14 protein-coding genes and 1 tRNA gene are annotated in these 16,602 nt (G+C 60.6%); 8 read left to right on the forward strand and 7 right to left on the reverse strand.

Features of this window, described 5'->3' with window-relative positions; genetic code table 11:
* Positions 1–61 precede the first annotated feature (61 nt).
* Both AC13RC_RS24075 and AC13RC_RS24080 read left to right on the forward strand, forming a co-directional pair.
* Entirely contained in the window at positions 62–1,375 is a 1,314-nt protein-coding gene (locus tag AC13RC_RS24075; protein ID WP_488558642.1) for a L,D-transpeptidase family protein, read from the forward strand.
* Positions 1,368–1,601 (forward strand): sulfurtransferase TusA family protein, encoded by a 234-nt coding sequence (locus tag AC13RC_RS24080; RefSeq protein ID WP_488558643.1) that lies wholly within the window; start codon positions 1,368–1,370, stop codon positions 1,599–1,601. The genes AC13RC_RS24075 and AC13RC_RS24080 overlap by 8 nt, the downstream gene beginning before the upstream one ends.
* A gap of 192 nt (positions 1,602–1,793) precedes the next feature.
* On the opposite strand, the gene AC13RC_RS24085 is transcribed toward AC13RC_RS24080, so the two are convergent.
* Complete coding sequence (locus AC13RC_RS24085) at positions 1,794–2,990, reverse strand: CobW family GTP-binding protein (RefSeq protein ID WP_488558644.1); 1,197 nt, start codon at positions 2,988–2,990, stop codon at positions 1,794–1,796.
* Between the two features lie 15 nt (positions 2,991–3,005).
* Positions 3,006–4,172, reverse strand: a complete 1,167-nt coding sequence (locus tag AC13RC_RS24090) for a D-alanyl-D-alanine carboxypeptidase family protein (RefSeq protein ID WP_488558645.1) — start codon at positions 4,170–4,172, stop codon at positions 3,006–3,008.
* A gap of 195 nt (positions 4,173–4,367) precedes the next feature.
* On the opposite strand from AC13RC_RS24090, the gene AC13RC_RS24095 reads away from it, so the two are divergent.
* The gene (locus AC13RC_RS24095) at positions 4,368–5,528 is read left to right on the forward strand and encodes a M20 aminoacylase family protein (protein ID WP_113468117.1); all 1,161 of its coding nucleotides are present in this window, start codon (positions 4,368–4,370) and stop codon (positions 5,526–5,528) included.
* Between the two features lie 122 nt (positions 5,529–5,650).
* A tRNA-Arg gene (locus tag AC13RC_RS24100) sits at positions 5,651–5,727 on the forward strand.
* Positions 5,728–6,089: 362 nt separating this feature from the next.
* Here AC13RC_RS24100 and AC13RC_RS24105 read toward each other — a convergent pair.
* Complete coding sequence (locus AC13RC_RS24105; RefSeq protein ID WP_069612897.1) at positions 6,090–6,356, reverse strand: BON domain-containing protein; 267 nt, start codon at positions 6,354–6,356, stop codon at positions 6,090–6,092.
* A 197-nt stretch (positions 6,357–6,553) separates the two neighbouring features.
* Here AC13RC_RS24105 and dxr point away from each other — a divergent pair, with 197 nt between their 5' ends.
* Both dxr and AC13RC_RS24115 read left to right on the forward strand, forming a co-directional pair.
* Positions 6,554–7,747 carry a 1-deoxy-D-xylulose-5-phosphate reductoisomerase gene (dxr, locus tag AC13RC_RS24110; RefSeq protein ID WP_488558646.1) on the forward strand — a complete coding sequence of 398 codons (1,194 nt, stop codon included), beginning with the start codon at positions 6,554–6,556 and terminating at the stop codon, positions 7,745–7,747.
* A gap of 120 nt (positions 7,748–7,867) precedes the next feature.
* On the forward strand, positions 7,868–8,497 hold the full coding sequence (locus AC13RC_RS24115) for a LysE family translocator (protein ID WP_113333914.1): 630 nt from the start codon (positions 7,868–7,870) through the stop codon (positions 8,495–8,497).
* Positions 8,498–8,585: 88 nt separating this feature from the next.
* Here the strand turns inward: AC13RC_RS24115 and hemA are convergent, their stop codons facing one another.
* From hemA to AC13RC_RS24135, 4 genes are all read right to left on the reverse strand, one after another.
* The gene (hemA, locus tag AC13RC_RS24120; RefSeq protein WP_113333934.1) at positions 8,586–9,797 is read right to left on the reverse strand and encodes a 5-aminolevulinate synthase; all 1,212 of its coding nucleotides are present in this window, start codon (positions 9,795–9,797) and stop codon (positions 8,586–8,588) included.
* 219 nt (positions 9,798–10,016) lie between these two features.
* The gene (locus tag AC13RC_RS24125) at positions 10,017–10,811 is read right to left on the reverse strand and encodes an FAD binding domain-containing protein (protein ID WP_488558647.1); all 795 of its coding nucleotides are present in this window, start codon (positions 10,809–10,811) and stop codon (positions 10,017–10,019) included.
* A gap of 15 nt (positions 10,812–10,826) precedes the next feature.
* On the reverse strand, positions 10,827–13,172 hold the full coding sequence (locus AC13RC_RS24130) for a xanthine dehydrogenase family protein molybdopterin-binding subunit (RefSeq protein ID WP_488558648.1): 2,346 nt from the start codon (positions 13,170–13,172) through the stop codon (positions 10,827–10,829).
* An 81-nt stretch (positions 13,173–13,253) separates the two neighbouring features.
* Positions 13,254–13,742, reverse strand: coding sequence for a (2Fe-2S)-binding protein (locus AC13RC_RS24135; RefSeq protein WP_113231566.1), 489 nt, complete (start codon positions 13,740–13,742; stop codon positions 13,254–13,256).
* Positions 13,743–14,040: 298 nt separating this feature from the next.
* Here AC13RC_RS24135 and AC13RC_RS24140 point away from each other — a divergent pair, with 298 nt between their 5' ends.
* Positions 14,041–14,328, forward strand: coding sequence for a YMGG-like glycine zipper-containing protein (locus AC13RC_RS24140; protein ID WP_113333910.1), 288 nt, complete (start codon positions 14,041–14,043; stop codon positions 14,326–14,328).
* Between the two features lie 325 nt (positions 14,329–14,653).
* Positions 14,654–16,579, forward strand: a complete 1,926-nt coding sequence (locus AC13RC_RS24145) for an autotransporter assembly complex protein TamA (RefSeq protein ID WP_488558649.1) — start codon at positions 14,654–14,656, stop codon at positions 16,577–16,579.
* Positions 16,580–16,602 lie beyond the last annotated feature (23 nt).

The raw sequence follows: 16,602 nt of genomic DNA on the forward strand, positions 1-16,602 counted from the left end.
TTCGAGGGGAGTGGCGAAACAGATCGAGCTGCCACTCTTCGCATTTATGGACCAAGTCAGAATGCGCATTCGACACCTTGCCTATGTTTCCCTGATGGCGCTGGCGCTCGCCGGCTGTAACGACGCACTGGACACCGCGTCGATCGACCTGTCGACGGTGAAGAACAAGGTCGAACAGCCGCTTCCGAGCCATATCCTCGCCGACATGGCCAAAAAGGGGATGGATCGCAACTCGCCGATCATGATCCGCATCTTCAAGGAAGAAGGTGTGATGGAAATCCTGAAGGCGAACCAGAACAATCGCTTCGAAGTCATCGCCGATTACAAGATCTGCGCCTGGTCAGGTCGCCTCGGCCCGAAGGTGAAGGAAGGCGATCGGCAGGCGCCGGAAGGCTTCTATATGCTGACGCCGGCCAACCTGAACCCGAATTCGAAATACTATCTCGCCATCAACACCGGCTTTCCGAACCGCTACGATGCAGCCAATGGCCGCACCGGCAACAATCTGATGATCCACGGCGCCTGCTCGTCGTCCGGTTGCTATTCGATGACCGACCAGCAGGTGCTGGAAATCTATGCCTTCGCGCGCGACGCCTTCAAGGGCGGCCAGAAGGCCGTTCAGCTCGAAGCCTTCCCTTTCCGCATGACGGCGGAAAACATGTGGAAGCATCGCCTCAGCCCCAATATCGAATTCTGGAAGATGCTGAAGGTCGGCTACGACAATTTCGAAGTCACCAAGCGCCCGCCCGAAGTCGAGGTCTGCGAGAAGAAATACGTCTTCAACCAGCAGGCCAGCGGTCCGTTCAACGCCAGCGGCAAATGCCCTGTCATGACGACGCCGCCTGCCCTGCAGGTGGCGCTTGCGACCTATGACAAGCAGTATCAGGCGGATTATGCGGCCGCCTCGAAGAAGTTCGACGGCATGGCCTGGTACGACCCGACCGAAGCCGAGCGCAAAGCCATCGTCGCCAAGCAGCGCAAGGGCCATGATCTCGCCTATGCTCCGACAGGCACCGCGCTTGCCGCCGGCAAGATGATGAAGGTTGCCGATCTCGAATCGATGATGTCGAACCAATCGGCGCAGCAGATTGCACGCGGCGGCACGGTGGCGAGCCCGACGGGCAACCCGACGACGGCAAGTATCCGCGTGGCGGCAGCGAACCCTGCGGCAGGCGCACCGGTGGCGACTGCGCAGCAGCCCGCAGCTGGCCCCGTCGTTGCGGCCAACGTTCCGGCGAACGTGCCGATCCCGACGGCGAACCCGATGAACCCGGGCCTCAATGCGCTCGCCTATGCGCCAGCTCCGACCGTCGAAACCGCGCAGACCGAGGCCAAGAAGCCGCCGTTCTGGAAGTTCTGGGCCAAGAGTGAATAGTCCGGATACCGAGATCTACGATCTGCGCGGCCTAAAATGCCCCTATCCGGCGATCAAGACGGAGAAGCGCCTGCGCGGCATGGTAAGCGGCGCGACTTTGACCGTGGAAACCACGGATCCGCTCGCTATCATCGACATCCCGCATCTCTGCAACGAAAAGGGCCACACGCTTCTCGTGAGTGAGAGGACGGATGACGGCCATCGCTTCGTGATCCGCAAGGGGTGACCATTTGCGACCGGGGCCATCCTCGTTATTCGAGGGTCGCTACGCTCCCGCCTCACCATGAGGATCGAGCGACCACGAATTTCGCTTATCGCCCCGACTTCTCTTCGATCATGGGCGACAGTGCGGCCAAGATCAGCCTCACCCTGAGCCTGTCGAAGAGCGAGGCGGGCTGTTGGATCTCATCGAGTTTAACTAAAACTTCATCCCCGGCACGGCCAACGGATTGTCCTCCAGCGCTGCCCTGTCGGGCGTATCGACGCGCGGCTTGCTGAGAAAGGCGTCGAACAGGCCCTTCACGAAATCCTCGGGCAGGTCCTTGGTGATGATGACCATGCGCGTGCGTCGGTCTTCGGGATCGGGCCATGCCGGCAGGCGCACCGGCGCATGGAAGATATTCTGCACCCCATGCAGCACGACAGGACGCTCCGGCCGATCGGACACGGCAACGATCGCCTTCATGCGCAGCAGCTTTTCGCCATGGGCCGAACGAAGGAGATCGATGAACATTTCGAGCGCCATCGGATCGATAGGCTGCGTCTCGATGATCGAGAAAGACCGGATCGATCCGTCATGGCGGGTGACGTCATGAGCGTGCTGATGCCGATGACCGTGGTGGCGCCCATGATGGTGATGGTGGTGTCCATGATCGCCGTGATGATGATCATGGTCGTGGTGATCGTGCTCATCATGGTGATGATGATCGTCGTCCGCTTCCAGCTCGTCCTGCAGCCAGCGGCCGACATCGGCGATCTTCGAGGCCGGGTCGTAAAGGCCGTTGACGAGAATGGCGGCACGGCCGGCCTCGTCGCTATCGGCATTCAGGATCTGCGCGCGCGGATTGAGCCCCCTTAGCCTGCTCTCCAGCTGCACTTCCGGCACGGCGCCGGCAATCCCGGTCTTGGACACGATCAGCCGGTCGGCGACTGCGACCTGCTTGCGCGCTTCTTCGTGATTGTCGAGCGTCTGCAGCCCGTTGACCGCATCGACGACGGTAATGACGCCATCGAGGTCGAAATTGTTGGCGATGATCGGATTGCCCATGATCGACTGCATGACGGGAGCAGGATCGGCAAGGCCGGTCGTTTCGATGACGACGCGCTTCAGCGGCCGGATGCGGCCGGTCTGCATAGCGTCCATCAGGTTTGCCAGCGTATCCACCAGCTCGCCGCGCACCGTGCAGCACAGGCAGCCATCGGAAAGCTCGATAATGGAATCGCCGGAGCTTTCCACCAGCAGATGATCGATGCCGACATCGCCGAACTCGTTGATGATGACGGCCGCATCGCGCATGTCCTCATCCTTGAGGATGCGATTGAGCAGGGTCGATTTACCCGCACCGAGGAAGCCGGTCAGGATGGCAACCGGCACTCTTTGCTGCGAAACGCTCATGATTCCTGTCCGATATTAGAAAGTGGGCCGCGGCATGGGGACCGGCACATTGGACGCGCCGCCGGAGATGGCGATCTTGTTGTCCCGGGTCGCCTTATCGCCTTTCGCCGTCACATCGTCCTTGTCGCCCTTGGCGGCCGTTGCGATGTCCTGGCCGCCGATCAGGCCGGCATAGACGAAATTGGGCTCGTGATCCATTTCGTGGATATAGGGCGACTGCACCTTGGTGCGGCCGAAGGGATCGCGGGTCTCGCTGCGCGCCTGCGCGCCCTTGGTGCTGCAGATGTCGGCCGTGACATCGGCGACATCGGCCGCAAGCGGCGCGTCGGGTCTCAAGGTTGCGAGCGTGTCGCGGGTGGACAGCTGGTTCTGGAAGCCTTTTTCCAGGAGATTGGCAGAATCGTCGGCGCGTGCCGCCAGGCTGTCGGTGCCGAGAACGACCGAGATCAGCGTACGGCCGTTGCGGGTTGCCGAGGCGATCTGGTTGAAGCCCGCCGCGCAGATGAAGCCGGTCTTCATGCCGTCGGCGCCGTCGAAACGGCCGATGAGCATATTGATGTTCGGCACCTGCTTGACGCCGTTGGTGAAGCCCTCGAGCGAGAAATAGCCGGCATATTGCGGGAACTCGCGGCGCAGCGCCACGCTGAGAATGGCAAGATCGCGCGCCGTCGTATATTGCCCCTTGCCGGGCAGGCCGTTCGGATTGATGAAATGCGAGTCGCGCATGCCGAGGCGCGCTGCTTCCGCATTCATCCGCGCCACGAAGCCCTGCTGCGAACCGCCGACCGTCTCTGCGACCGCCATGGCAAGATCGTTTGCCGATTTGACCAGCATCATCTTCAAGGCGTTGTCGAGCGTCATCTTCTGGCCCGGCTTGAAGTACATCTTCGCCGGCGGCTGTGCGGCAGCAAGCTTCGACATGACGACGGGCGTATCGAGCCGGATCTGACCGGACTGAATGGCTCGGAAGGTCACATAGGTCGTCATCAGCTTCGTGAGCGAGGCGGGATACCAGCGGCGAAACGCCTCCTGCTGGTCGAGAACGCGTCCGGTGCTGACATCGACGAGAATATGCGGATTGGCTCCGGCCGTTTGCGCGGTCGACAGGAAAAGCATGGATGTTGCTGCGGCCATAGGAACGAGCCGCAGGGCGGCATACAAACGATTCTGCTTCGTCGGCACGATCTATCCTTCAGAAGTCCGGAATTTTCTCGAAAGCTTCGTCTATTTAACCTATATGGCTAGGAGAAGGCAAAGGCGATTGACGACTTTATTTCCCGATGGCACGCCGCCAAGGCCACGATAAGCTGGCCAAGGCTGTGCCAAGGACCCGCAGGTTGAACCAGAATCGATATTGAGCAGCAGGAAAATCAGCATATGCCGATCTTGAACAGAGCCGCAGAACTCCAGGGCGAAGTGACCGAGTGGCGCCGCCATATCCATGCGCATCCCGAACTCCTCTATGCGGTCGAGAATACGGCCGCCTTCGTGGCTGAGAAACTGCGCGCCTTCGGCGTCGACGAGGTGGTGACCGGCATCGGCCGCACCGGCGTCGTCGGCCTGATCCGTGGCAAGGGCGAAGGGCGCACGATCGGCTTGCGCGCCGACATGGATGCCCTGCCCCTCACCGAAATCACCGGCAAGCCCTATGCCTCCCAGACTCCGGGCAAGATGCATGCCTGCGGCCATGACGGCCACACCGCCATGCTGCTGGGGGCTGCGAAATACCTCGCCGAGAACCGCAATTTCAACGGCAACATCGCCGTCATCTTCCAGCCGGCCGAAGAAGGCGGCGCCGGCGGCGACGCCATGGTCAAGGACGGCATGATGGAGCGTTTCCAGATCGCCGAAGTCTACGGCATGCACAATATGCCGGGGCTGCCCGTCGGCCATTTCGCCATCCGCAAGGGCGCGATCATGGCGGCGACGGATGAATTCACCGTCTCCATCAAGGGCGTCGGCGGCCACGCCGCCATGCCGCACAAAACGATCGATCCGATCGCCATTGGCGCGCAGATCGTCTCCAATCTGCAGCTCATCGCCTCGCGCAGCGCCAATCCGCTGAAATCGGTGGTCGTTTCCGTCACCAAGTTCAACGCCGGCAATGCGCATAACGTCATCCCGAACGATGCGAGCTTCGGCGGCACGGTGCGCACGCTCGATCCGGAAATGCGCGACCTGGCCGAACAGCGCTTCAAGCAGATCGTGACAGGCATCGCGACGAGCCACGGCGCGGAAGTCGAGATCGAATTCCAGCGTAACTACCCTGTCACCTTCAACCATGCCGACGAGACCGATCACGCGATTGCGGTGGCCGAGGAAATCGCCGGTGCAGGCAATGTCATCCCGAATATCGACCCGATGATGGGCGGCGAGGATTTTTCCTACATGCTGCTCGCCCGCCCCGGCGCCTTCATCTTCGTCGGCAACGGCGACAGCGCCGGCCTGCACAACCCGGCGTACGACTTCAACGACGAAGCCATCGCCCACGGCATTTCCTACTGGGTACGCCTCGCCGAACAGCGCCTCAACGCCTGAGGCCTGCCTCGATACCTCCGCGTGGTCTTTGAGGCCACGCGGAGCCTGCTTAAGACAGATTGTCTCCACGACGCAAAAAGGCTTGGCTTCGGGCCTTGGCTTTTGTATGGATCATGCCGAGTGGTCTCGTAGCTCAGCAGGATAGAGCATCAGATTCCTAATCTGAGGGTCACGCGTTCGAATCGCGTCGAGATCACCATTACACTCAAGCACTCAGTATCGCTCTTAGTCCGCGTTTCGAGCGGGCGAAGGTTGCGGCGATCACGATCTTTTCATGCGTTTCGCCTCGAGAACGGAGTATCCCGTGAGCCCCCAAGGCAAGCGTACATGAAACGACGCCGTTGCCGCGTCCTCCTTCTCCCCTCGGGGAGAAGGTGCCGACAGGCGGATGAGGGGGGTGTTGCCAAGGGTGCGAAAACCCACATTCAAATCGGTCAGCCCCCTCATCCGACCCTTCGGGCCACCTTCTCCCCGAGGGGAGAAGGAACTTTCGCCCATATGCGATCACTCTGCCGTGAGCCCCATCGGGCGCCGCGTAAACGCGAACTTAAAAGGCGGATATCACCCCACAGCGATCCTGTTCCTCACCAGCCGCACACCAGGAATGGATTCCGCGACCGCGGTTGCCCGCTTCACCTCCTGATAGGTTGCGACCGAACCGTGCAGGCGGATTTCCTGGCCTGCCGCAATCACGGTGACATCGGAAGCATCGATTCCGCCGGCAACGGCGAGCGCATTGGCAACCGCAGATTCCAGCGCCGAGCGCCTGGCCTGGTCGTTTTCCAGATAGAGCTCCATACCATGAAACGTTGCCGCCTTGAAAACCATTCATTGCCCTCCGCATTCAAGTGGTCGGAAAACGCAGCAGTTTGCATTTGGTTCAATGCAGATTGAAAAAAATATGACTAATTGCACATTCGCTTTCCGCGTGTGCCGGCGAGGGAACAGTTGCATGGCTCCGGACTTGCCGCTCCGCCCAATCCCCTGTAGAGCCATGGGGAGCAGCAGCAAATGCGGATACCTGAATGAACACCGGCAGCACGGCGCGTCGTCGCCTGACGATATTGGGTTCGACCGGCTCCATCGGCCAGAATACGCTCGACGTCATTGCCCAGCTGGGCGGGCGTGAGGCCTTCGATATCGCGGCAATCACCGGACATGACAATATCGGACTGCTGGCCGCACAGGCAAAGGCCTGCGGTGCCGCTTTTGCGGTGACGGCCAATGAGGAGCGCTATCAGGATCTGAAGGATGCGCTGGCTGGATCGGGCATTGCCGTCGGCGCGGGCAAGAATGCCTTGATCGAGGCCGCCTCCATGCCCTCGGACTGGGCGATGGCGGCGATCGTCGGCACGGCCGGTCTTGCGCCGACGCTGGCAGCCGCCCGCCGCGGCGCCGATATCGCGCTTGCCAACAAGGAATGTCTTGTCTCCGCGGGCGATCTCTTCGTGCGCGCCGTTGCCGAAGGCGGCGGCCGCCTTATCCCGGTCGATAGCGAACACAGCGCGATTTTCCAGGCACTGGAGGACGATCAGCAGCATGCGGTGGAGCGCATCATCATCACTGCATCGGGCGGCCCCTTCCGCACCTGGACGCGGGAGCAGATGGCCAATGTCACGCCGGCGATCGCGCGTGCCCATCCCAACTGGTCGATGGGCTTAAAGATTTCGATCGGCAGCGCCTCCATGTTCAACAAGGCGCTGGAGATGATCGAGGCCAAACACCTGTTCAATGTCCGGCCCGATCAGATCGAAGTGGTGGTGCATCCGCAATCCGTCATCCATTCCATGGTCGGCTATACGGACGGCTCGGTGCTGGCGCAGCTCGGCTGTCCTGACATGCGCACCGCCATCGGCTACGCGCTGACCTATCCCGCCCGCACCAGGCTCAATGTCGACCGGCTGGATTTCACCAAGCTCGCCCGGCTGGATTTCGAGGCGCCGGACGAAGTGCGCTTCCCGGCACTGCGCCTTGCCCGCACCGCACTGGAGCGCGGCGGCCTTCAGGGCGCAATCATGAATGCGGCCGAAGAAATCGCCTTCCACGCCTTTGTGGATGGCCGCATCGGCTTCCTCGAAATGGCCGATATCGCCGAGGCCGTCATGGAGGAGATGATTGGCATCGGCAGCGCCGACAGCATGGATGCGGTCTTTGCCGCAGACATGGAAGCACGACGACGCGCCGCAGCACTTGTCGCTCAGCGGGAAAAGGCTGCGTAAGTATAAGCCTACAATATATCGCAACTTTCCGCATTCGCTATGCAACCGCATATACGGTGGTTGCCATTCCCGGTGATGATGCTAGAGAGGAATTCCGGCTTCACTTTCAAGGGAATCACGATGCCGGACTTTTCCACGATCATTCTTTTTGCCGCCGCCGCGCTGGTGCTCACCGCCACGCCCGGTCCCGACATGCTTCTCATCGCCTCGCGCAGCGTCAGCCAGGGCCGCTCCGCCGGCTTTCTCACCTATGCCGGCATTGCGCTTGGAACCTATTGCCACGCCATGGCGGCAGCCCTCGGACTGTCACGGCTCTTTCTCACCGTGCCGGTCGCTTATGAGATCGTGCGTTGGGCAGGCTGCGCCTACCTGCTCTATCTGGCCGTCAAGACGCTCCGCTCCCAGGGTTCTGCGTTCACACCGTCGGCCGGGCTCAAGCGCCTTTCGGGTAAGCGCATCTTCGTCGAGGGCCTGGCAACCAATATTCTTAACCCGAAAATGGCCCTGTTCGTGCTTGCGCTCTTCCCGCAATTCGTCGATCCCAGCGGCTCGATGATCCTGCAGATGGCCTTGCTCGCCACCATTCTCAACGGGATCGGCTTCCTGGTGAACGGCTCCGTCATCCTGCTTGGCAGCCACATCCGCGGCCGGTTCTCGGCGATCAAGCGCCTTCCGAAGCTGCCGCAATATCTGCTGGCGACGGTATTTGCCGGCCTCGCCTGCCGCCTGGCTTTGGGAAGCCGCGGCTAACGACGGCACAAACAATCATTGCAGAAATCGGCATCGCACCGATATTCCGCAATGAAGCGCATTTTGATTTTGAGGCGGAAGCCGTCTCTTACGCAACGGCCCGGGCAAGCGCACAGCGAGACCAAAGCGCGTGCAGCGCACCGACCAGCTGTTCGATATCGCCATCGGAATGCAGCGGCGTCGGCGTGATACGCAGGCGCTCGGTCTTCTTCGGCACAGTCGGATAGTTGATCGGTTGCACATAGACGCCGGCATCGAGCAGCAGATCGGAAATCCACTTGCACTTGGCCGCATCGCCGACCATGACCGGAACCACATGGCTCGGGTTCGGCATGTGCGGAATGCCGGCCGCATCGAGCTGGGCGCGCAGCTTACGCACGCGATCCTGATGGCGCATGCGTTCGAACTGGCTGACCTTGAGGTGTTGGATCGAGGCGACGGCACCCGCAGCCAGAGCCGGCGGCAGCGACGTCGTGAAAATGAAGCCCGACGCAAACGAGCGGATGAAATCACAGAGCGCGGTCGAAGCGGCGATATAGCCGCCCATGACGCCGAATGCCTTGCCGAGCGTGCCTTCGATGACGGTCAGGCGATCCATCAATCCCTCGCGCTCGGCGATACCGCCGCCGCGCGGGCCATACATGCCAACGGCATGCACTTCGTCGAGATAGGTCATCGCGCCATATTTGTCGGCGAGATCGCAGATTTCCTTGATGGGCGCGATATCGCCATCCATGGAATAAACGGATTCGAAAGCGATCAGCTTCGGCGCCTTGGGATCGGCAGCCTTCAGCTTGGCTTCGAGATCGTGCAGGTCGTTATGCTTCCAGATGACCTTGTCACATTTCGCATAGCGGATGCCTTCGATCATCGAGGCATGGTTGAGCGCATCCGAGAAGATGATCAGGCCGGGAATGCGCGCGCCGAGCGTGCCGAGCGTCGCCCAGTTGGAGATGTAGCCCGAGGTGAAGATCAGGGCGGATTCCTTGCCGTGGAGATCGGCGAGTTCCTGCTCGAGCAGAACATGGTAGTGGTTGGTGCCAGAAATATTCCGGGTGCCTCCCGCACCCGCGCCACAGTGATCGATCGCCTGCTTCATCGCCTCGATCACTTTCGGATGTTGGCCCATGCCGAGATAGTCGTTGGAGCACCAGACGGTCACTTCCTGCGGGCCATTCGGGGTATGTCTGATAGCGCGGGGAAAATTGCCACGGCGGCGTTCGAGATCTGCGAAAACCCGATAACGGCCCTCATTGTGCAGGCCTTCCAGCTCGCCTTTAAAAAATGCTTCGAAATCCATCATATGCTCCAGTACCGTGCGACCGTTTTCGAGAATGCCGGTTCACACGTCAACCCCTCCGCATTGCTTTCGCGCCCACTGCGGCAAATGGCCCCTAATTTTGAACAATTCCAGACAAGAATAACCATTCACGTCAAATTGACAATCGAAACCATGCTGGAAACACTCTCTCCGGAGCGGAGGGTAAACCCTGCCGCTCCGGGCTTGTTCATGGCGAATCTAGGCGGCAGCCACAGCGCGCTTGGCCATAACCTTGATCAGATTGGCGCGATATTCGGCCGTGGCGTGCAAGTCGGACAGCAGCGCGGATGGGTCCACCGTCACGCCGGTAACCGCGTCCGGCAGAAAGTTCGCCGCAAGCGCCTGCTCCAGTTCGGCATGGCGGAACACGCCGTCCGCACCGGCACCGGTAATGGCAACGCGCACGCCCCCCGCGCCCTTGGCGACGAAGACCCCCGTCATCGCATAGCGTGAAGCCGGATTGGGGAATTTTGCGTAAGCTGCCCTTTCCGGTGCGTCGAAGGCGATGGAGGTGATGAGCTCCGCCCCTTCCAGTGCCGTTTCGAACAGACCCCGGAAGAAGTCGTCAGCCGCGATCTGGCGCCCGTCGGTGACGATGGTGGCATTCAGCGCCAGCATTGCCGAGGGATAATCCGCCGCCGGGTCATTATTGGCGATGGAGCCGCCGATCGTGCCCATGTGCCGGACATGCGGATCGCCGATCATGCCGGCAAGGTCGCAAAGCGCCGGACAGACCGCACGGATCGCTGCCGAAGAGGCAACCTCCGCATGGGTGGTCGCCGCGCCGATCGTGACCCTGCGGCCATCGACGCGAATTCCCTTGATCGAAGGGATATGCCGGAGATCGACGAGATCGCTCGGCGATGCCAGACGCTGCTTCATGGTGGCGATCAGCGTCATGCCGCCGGAGACATATTTGCCTTCGTCGGCATCAGACAGAAGCTTCACGGCTTCGTCGACCGAGGAGGCGCGATGGTAATTCGTTGCGTACATTGTCCTATCCTCCTCTCAGCCAGCCGCCCGCGCCGCTTCCCACACCTTGAGCGGGGTTGCCGGCATGGTCAGTCTGTTGTTGCCGATCGCATCGGTGATGGCGTTCATCAACGCCGGCGGCGAGCCGATCGCACCCGCCTCGCCGCATCCCTTGATCCCCAGGGGATTGTTCGGGCATGGCGTATTCTGATGCGAAAGCTGGAAGGACGGCAGATCATCGGCGCGCGGCATGGTGTAGTCCATGAAGCTGGCCGTCAGAAGCTGGCCGCTCTCGTCGTAATGTACGCCTTCCAGCAGCGCCTGACCGATACCCTGCGCGATGCCGCCATGCACCTGTCCCTCGACAATCATCGGATTGATGATGTTGCCGAAATCATCGGCCGCGACGAACTGCACGATCTCGGTTTTGCCCGTTTCCGGGTCCACTTCGACCTCGCAGATGTAGCAGCCGGCCGGGAAGGTGAAGTTTGCCGGATCGTAGAAGGCGGTTTCCTTCAGGCCCGGCTCCATGCCGGCAGGCAGATTGTGGGCGGTATAGGAGGCGAGCGCCACCTGGAACCATGGCAGCGCCTTGTCGGTGCCTGCCACTTTCACTTCGCCGTTCTCGATGACGATATCGCTCTCATCGGCCTCCATCAGATGCGCGGCGATCTTTTTTGCCTTCGCCTCCACTTTGTCGAGCGCCTTGACGACGGCGGACATGCCGACGGCGCCGGAGCGGGAACCATAAGTGCCCATGCCCATCTGTACCTTGTCTGTGTCGCCATGGACGATGGATACGCTGTCGATCGGCACGCCGAGGCGATCGGCGACCAGTTGCGCGAAGGTCGTCTCATGCCCCTGCCCGTGGCTATGCGAGCCGGTGAGCACCTCGATGGTCCCGACCGCATTCACCCGCACCTCGGCGGATTCCCAGAGGCCGACGCCGGCACCGAGTGCGCCGACGGCCTGCGAAGGCGCAAGGCCGCAAGCCTCGATATAGCAGCTCATGCCGATGCCGCGCTTCATGCCGCGGGCGGCTGCCTCCGCTTTGCGCGAAGGAAAACCATCCCAATCCGCCTGCTGCATGGCGGCATTCAGCGAGGCTTCGTAGTCGCCCGCATCGTAGTTCATGATGACGGGCGTCTGGTGAGGGAAGCTGCGGACAAAATTGATCCGCCGCAATTCCGCCGGAGAAACGTTAAGTTCGCGCGCAGCCGTTTCCACCGTGCGTTCCAGAAGATAGGTCGCCTCCGGACGCCCTGCGCCGCGATAAGCATCGACCGGCACGGTGTTGGTATAGACCGTGCGGACATTGGCATGGATCGCCGGGATCGCGTACTGACCTGACAGTAGCGTCGCATAAAGATAAGTCGGCACGCACGAAGAAAACAGCGACATATAGGCGCCGAGATTGGCGATCGTGTCCACCTTCAGCGCCGTGATACGGTTCTGCGCATCGAAGGCCATCTTGACCTTGGAAACATGATCGCGGCCATGGGCGTCGGTCAGAAAAGCTTCCGTGCGGTCAGCCGTCCATTTCACAGGCACACCGGTCTTCTTCGATGCCCAGAGGCAGACGATCTCCTCCGGATAGATGTAGATCTTCGAGCCGAAACCGCCGCCGACATCGGGCGCAATGACGCGCAGCTTGTTTTCCGGCGCAACATTATAAAAGGCGCTCATGACGAGCCGGGCCACATGCGGGTTCTGGCTGGTCGTATAACAGGTATAATGGTCTTCGGCCGCATCATAGATGCCGAGCGTAGCGCGCGGCTCCATGGCATTCGGCGAAAGCCTGTTGTTATGAATCTCGATTTCGGTGACATGCGCGGCCTCGGCAATCGCCTTGTCGGTCGCCGCTGCATCGCCCAGTTCCCAGTCGAAGATCAGATTATCGGGCGCTTCTGGATGGATCTGTGGCGCGCCGGCTTTCAGCGCATCCACCGCCTCGACAACGGCAGGCAGCTCCTCATAGTCGACAGCTACGGCTTCGGCCGCATCGCGCGCCTCGCCGAGACTATCGGCCACGACGATGGCGACGGCATCGCCGACATAGCGGACAGTATCGACCGCCAGCGGCCGCCACGCGCCCATCTTCATGGGAGAGCCGTCACGGGAATGGATCATCCAGCCGCAGATCAGATTGCCGATGCCATCATCAAGCAGCTGCTTGCCGTCGAGCACGCCGATCACGCCCGGCACGGAGAGTGCTGCCGATGCATCGATGCCCTTGATCTTCGCATGTGCATGCGGGCTGCGAACGAAATAGGCATATTTCATTCCCGGCGTCACCATGTCGTCGGTGTAGCGCCCCTTGCCCGTCAGAAATCGCTTGTCTTCCTTGCGCGCCACGCGCGCGCCAATGCCTTCAACGCCCATCACATCCTCCATTGGGGTTCCGGGCCTGGCAATCCGCCAAGATCACAGCCCGGGCGTTTAGCCAGACGGTCTCGGTGGAATTTATTCGGCCGCTTGGCTTGCGGCGTTCATCGCGGCATTGGCTGAAAGCACCGCCTTGACGATGTTGTGATAGCCGGTGCATCGACAGATATTGCCTTCGAGTTCACTGCGCACCGTCTTCTCGTCCAGCTTGCCGCCATGACGATTGATCATATCGACCGATGTCATCACCATGCCCGGTGTGCAGAAGCCGCATTGCAGGCCATGATGTTCCTTGAAGGCGGCCTGAACCGGATGCAGCTCGCCATTGGCGGCCAGACCCTCGATGGTTGTGATCTTGGAGCCGGAAGCCTGAACGGCCAGGATGGAACAGCTCTTCACCGACTTGCCGTCCATGTGCACGACGCAGGCGCCGCACTGGCTGGTGTCGCAGCCGACATGGGTTCCGGTCAGGCCGAGTTTTTCCCTGATGAAATGGACAAGCAGCGTGCGATCCTCGCACTCGCCGCTGACCGAACGGCCATTCACCGTCAAAGTCACTTTTGCCATATTTTCCTCCTCGCCTCTCCTCCAGAGGCAAGGAGCATCATTTGACTTTTTCGCAATCCAATCAACCTCTACTTTAGAGAGGAGGTGGATTTTCTGCCTCCCGGCAAGCTGTTTTCTTCTCCAGATGGCAAGCCGCCTTTTTTCAGCAATAAAAAAACTGCTATCCACCAATAGACAATCATATTTTGCACGATATTTTCTATCATTGCAGGACTGTAAAGACAGCCCATCGTGGTGGAGCTGAAGAATTGGGACGACGTTGGCCGGGGTTCGGCTTAACTAACGTTGGAGAGAGTAAATGAAGAAAGTTCTTATGCTCGCATTGGTCGGCTTGTCTATCGCAAGCTGCACGCCGACAGAACAGGGCGCTGGCATCGGCGCGGCATCCGGCGCGATCATCGGCGGCGCGGTCACCGGCAACGTCCGCGGCGCGGCAGTCGGCGCAGCAATCGGTGGCGTTTCCGGCGCCGTCATCGGCAGCGTCCAGGAACAACCCGGCCAGTGCTACTATCGCGACCGCTACGGCCGTCGCTACATCGACGATTGCCCGCGCGGTGGCTATCGCGGTGGTTACGGCGGCTATTGATCGATTGATCGATCTTTCATCGAATTTCGAAGGTCCCGGGCTGCAAGTCCGGGACTTTTTGATTCGGGCCGCAAATTCCTTTGGCAACGCGGCGAAACCTGGCTATCGCATGGTTTTGACAACCCAAGGGCGCTGTTTTTCGGGCCGCCCGAATATATGAGAATTCCAGCAAGAATCTCAGCGTTTCGCGCGCTAGCGGGCATATTTTCCCTGTTTTTGACTCCAAAACGGTACACCTGAGGGACTTTTGCCTCTATGGTGGCCGCGCGTTAACTCCCGGGAAACGTCAAACTGAGTAAGTTCTCATGTAACCGTAAAGCGGCGTATGCATAAAAGAACTGAACCGAGAAAGAGTATTGCGTATCGGCAGGCAGGAACCGTGGCAGCGGTTGCGGCAATGCTGGCGCTCGGTCCGGTGTGCGCCCAAAATGCCTTTGCATTCAAACTTTTCGGCATCAAGCTCTGGGGTGAAGACGAAACGGCCGATCAGGTTTCCGATCCCGTCCGCTACATGGTGGATTTCAAGTCCGATAATCTCGACAAGGACCTCAAGGAAGCATTGAGCGATAGCTCGATGCTGATCTCCGACGAAAAGAAGCCGGTATCCGGCGACCTTGGCGTCGTCGTCAAGGCGCGCGACGATCGCGACCGGCTGATAGCAGCGCTTTACGAAAAGGCCCGTTACGGCGGCGTGGTTACCATTGCCGTCAACGGCACGCCTCTCGACGCCTTGCCGCCGACGCCGACCTTCAGCCGCGCCAAGCCCGTTGCCGTCACCATCAGCGTCGATCCCGGCCCGGTCTTCAAACTCGGCAAGATCAACCTGCTTGGCGACGCCGCGAGGCTGGACCCGGCCAATTATGGCCTCGTGCGGGGCGGCGATGCCGGCTCATTGACCATTCTGAAGGCAGGCGACAAAATGGTCGTCGACTTCAAGAACGAAGGCCACCCACTCGCCAAACTGGACGAGCGCCAGGTCGTTGCCGATCATTCGACCAATACCGTGGATGTCTCGCTGAAGGTCGAAAGCGGCCCCGTCGCTCCTTTCGGCAATGTCGGCGTTACCGGCCAGAAGTCGGTCGATCCAGACTTCATTAAGCGCTATGCCCGCATCAACGAAGGCAAGCCCTACTCGCCCGACGAGCTGAAGAAGGCCTCGGACCGCCTGAGAAAGCTCGGCGTCTTTTCAAGCGTTACCATTCGCGAGGCCGACAAGCTGGCGCCGGATGGCAGCATCCCGACGACCATCGAGGTATCGGAAGGCAAGCAGCGCTTCTTTGGCGTCGGCGCCCAATATTCCACCATCGACGGCTTCGGGCTGCAGGGCTATTGGGGACACCGCAATCTCACGGGGCGCGCGGATTCGCTGCGCATCGAGGGCTCCATCTCCCGCATCGGCGAAACGACCGATGTTGGCCAGTTCGATTACACGGCCGGCATCACCTATGTCAGACCTGCGACTTTCTATCCTTCGGCGACCTTCACGGCCGGCCTCAAGATGCAGAGCCTGCATCCGGACGCCTACGACGCCAACACTGCGACGGCAAGCGGCAGCCTTGCCTATGAAATCAACGATCAGGATACGGTATCTGCCGGCGGCGAGGTGTCCTATGAATCCGATACCACCGATGCTTTCGGAAAACATAATTACCTGACGGTCGCGATCCCGCTCGAATACGTCAGGGACACGCGCGACAACAAGCTGGATCCGACCGAAGGCTTTCGTGCCTCCATCAGCGCCAAACCGAGCTATGAAGCAATGGGCGGCACGGTTTTCAGCTCCTTCGAAGGTTCGATCACCGGTTACAAGGGCATAGGCGCCAACAACAACGTGGTCTTCGCCGGCAAGCTGGCTGCGGGCTCGTTGCTGGGGGCAAACAGCATCGAGGACATTCCCGCGACCCGGCGTTTCTATGCCGGTGGCGGCGGCTCGGTGCGCGGTTACAGCTATCAGGAAATCTCGCCCTATAACTCCCACGGCGACGAAACTGGCGGACGCTCCTACGTGACCGCCTCCTTCGAAGCGCGGGTGAAGATCACAGACACGATCGGCGTCGTGCCTTTCGTTGATATGGGTAGCGTCACAGACAGCGTCTTGCCCGACGCGTCCGATCTGCGCATTGGCGCTGGCGTCGGCTTGCGCTACGCTACGCCCTTCGGTCCGATCAGGCTCGATGTCGCCGTGCCGTTGAAGAAATATGACAATGGCACATCTTATGGCATCTATGCCGGCATCGGTCAGGCCTTCTGATAAAGCCCAGAGTTGTCGCGGGC

This window comes from Martinezella sp. CNPSo 3890 (assembly GCF_057784455.1).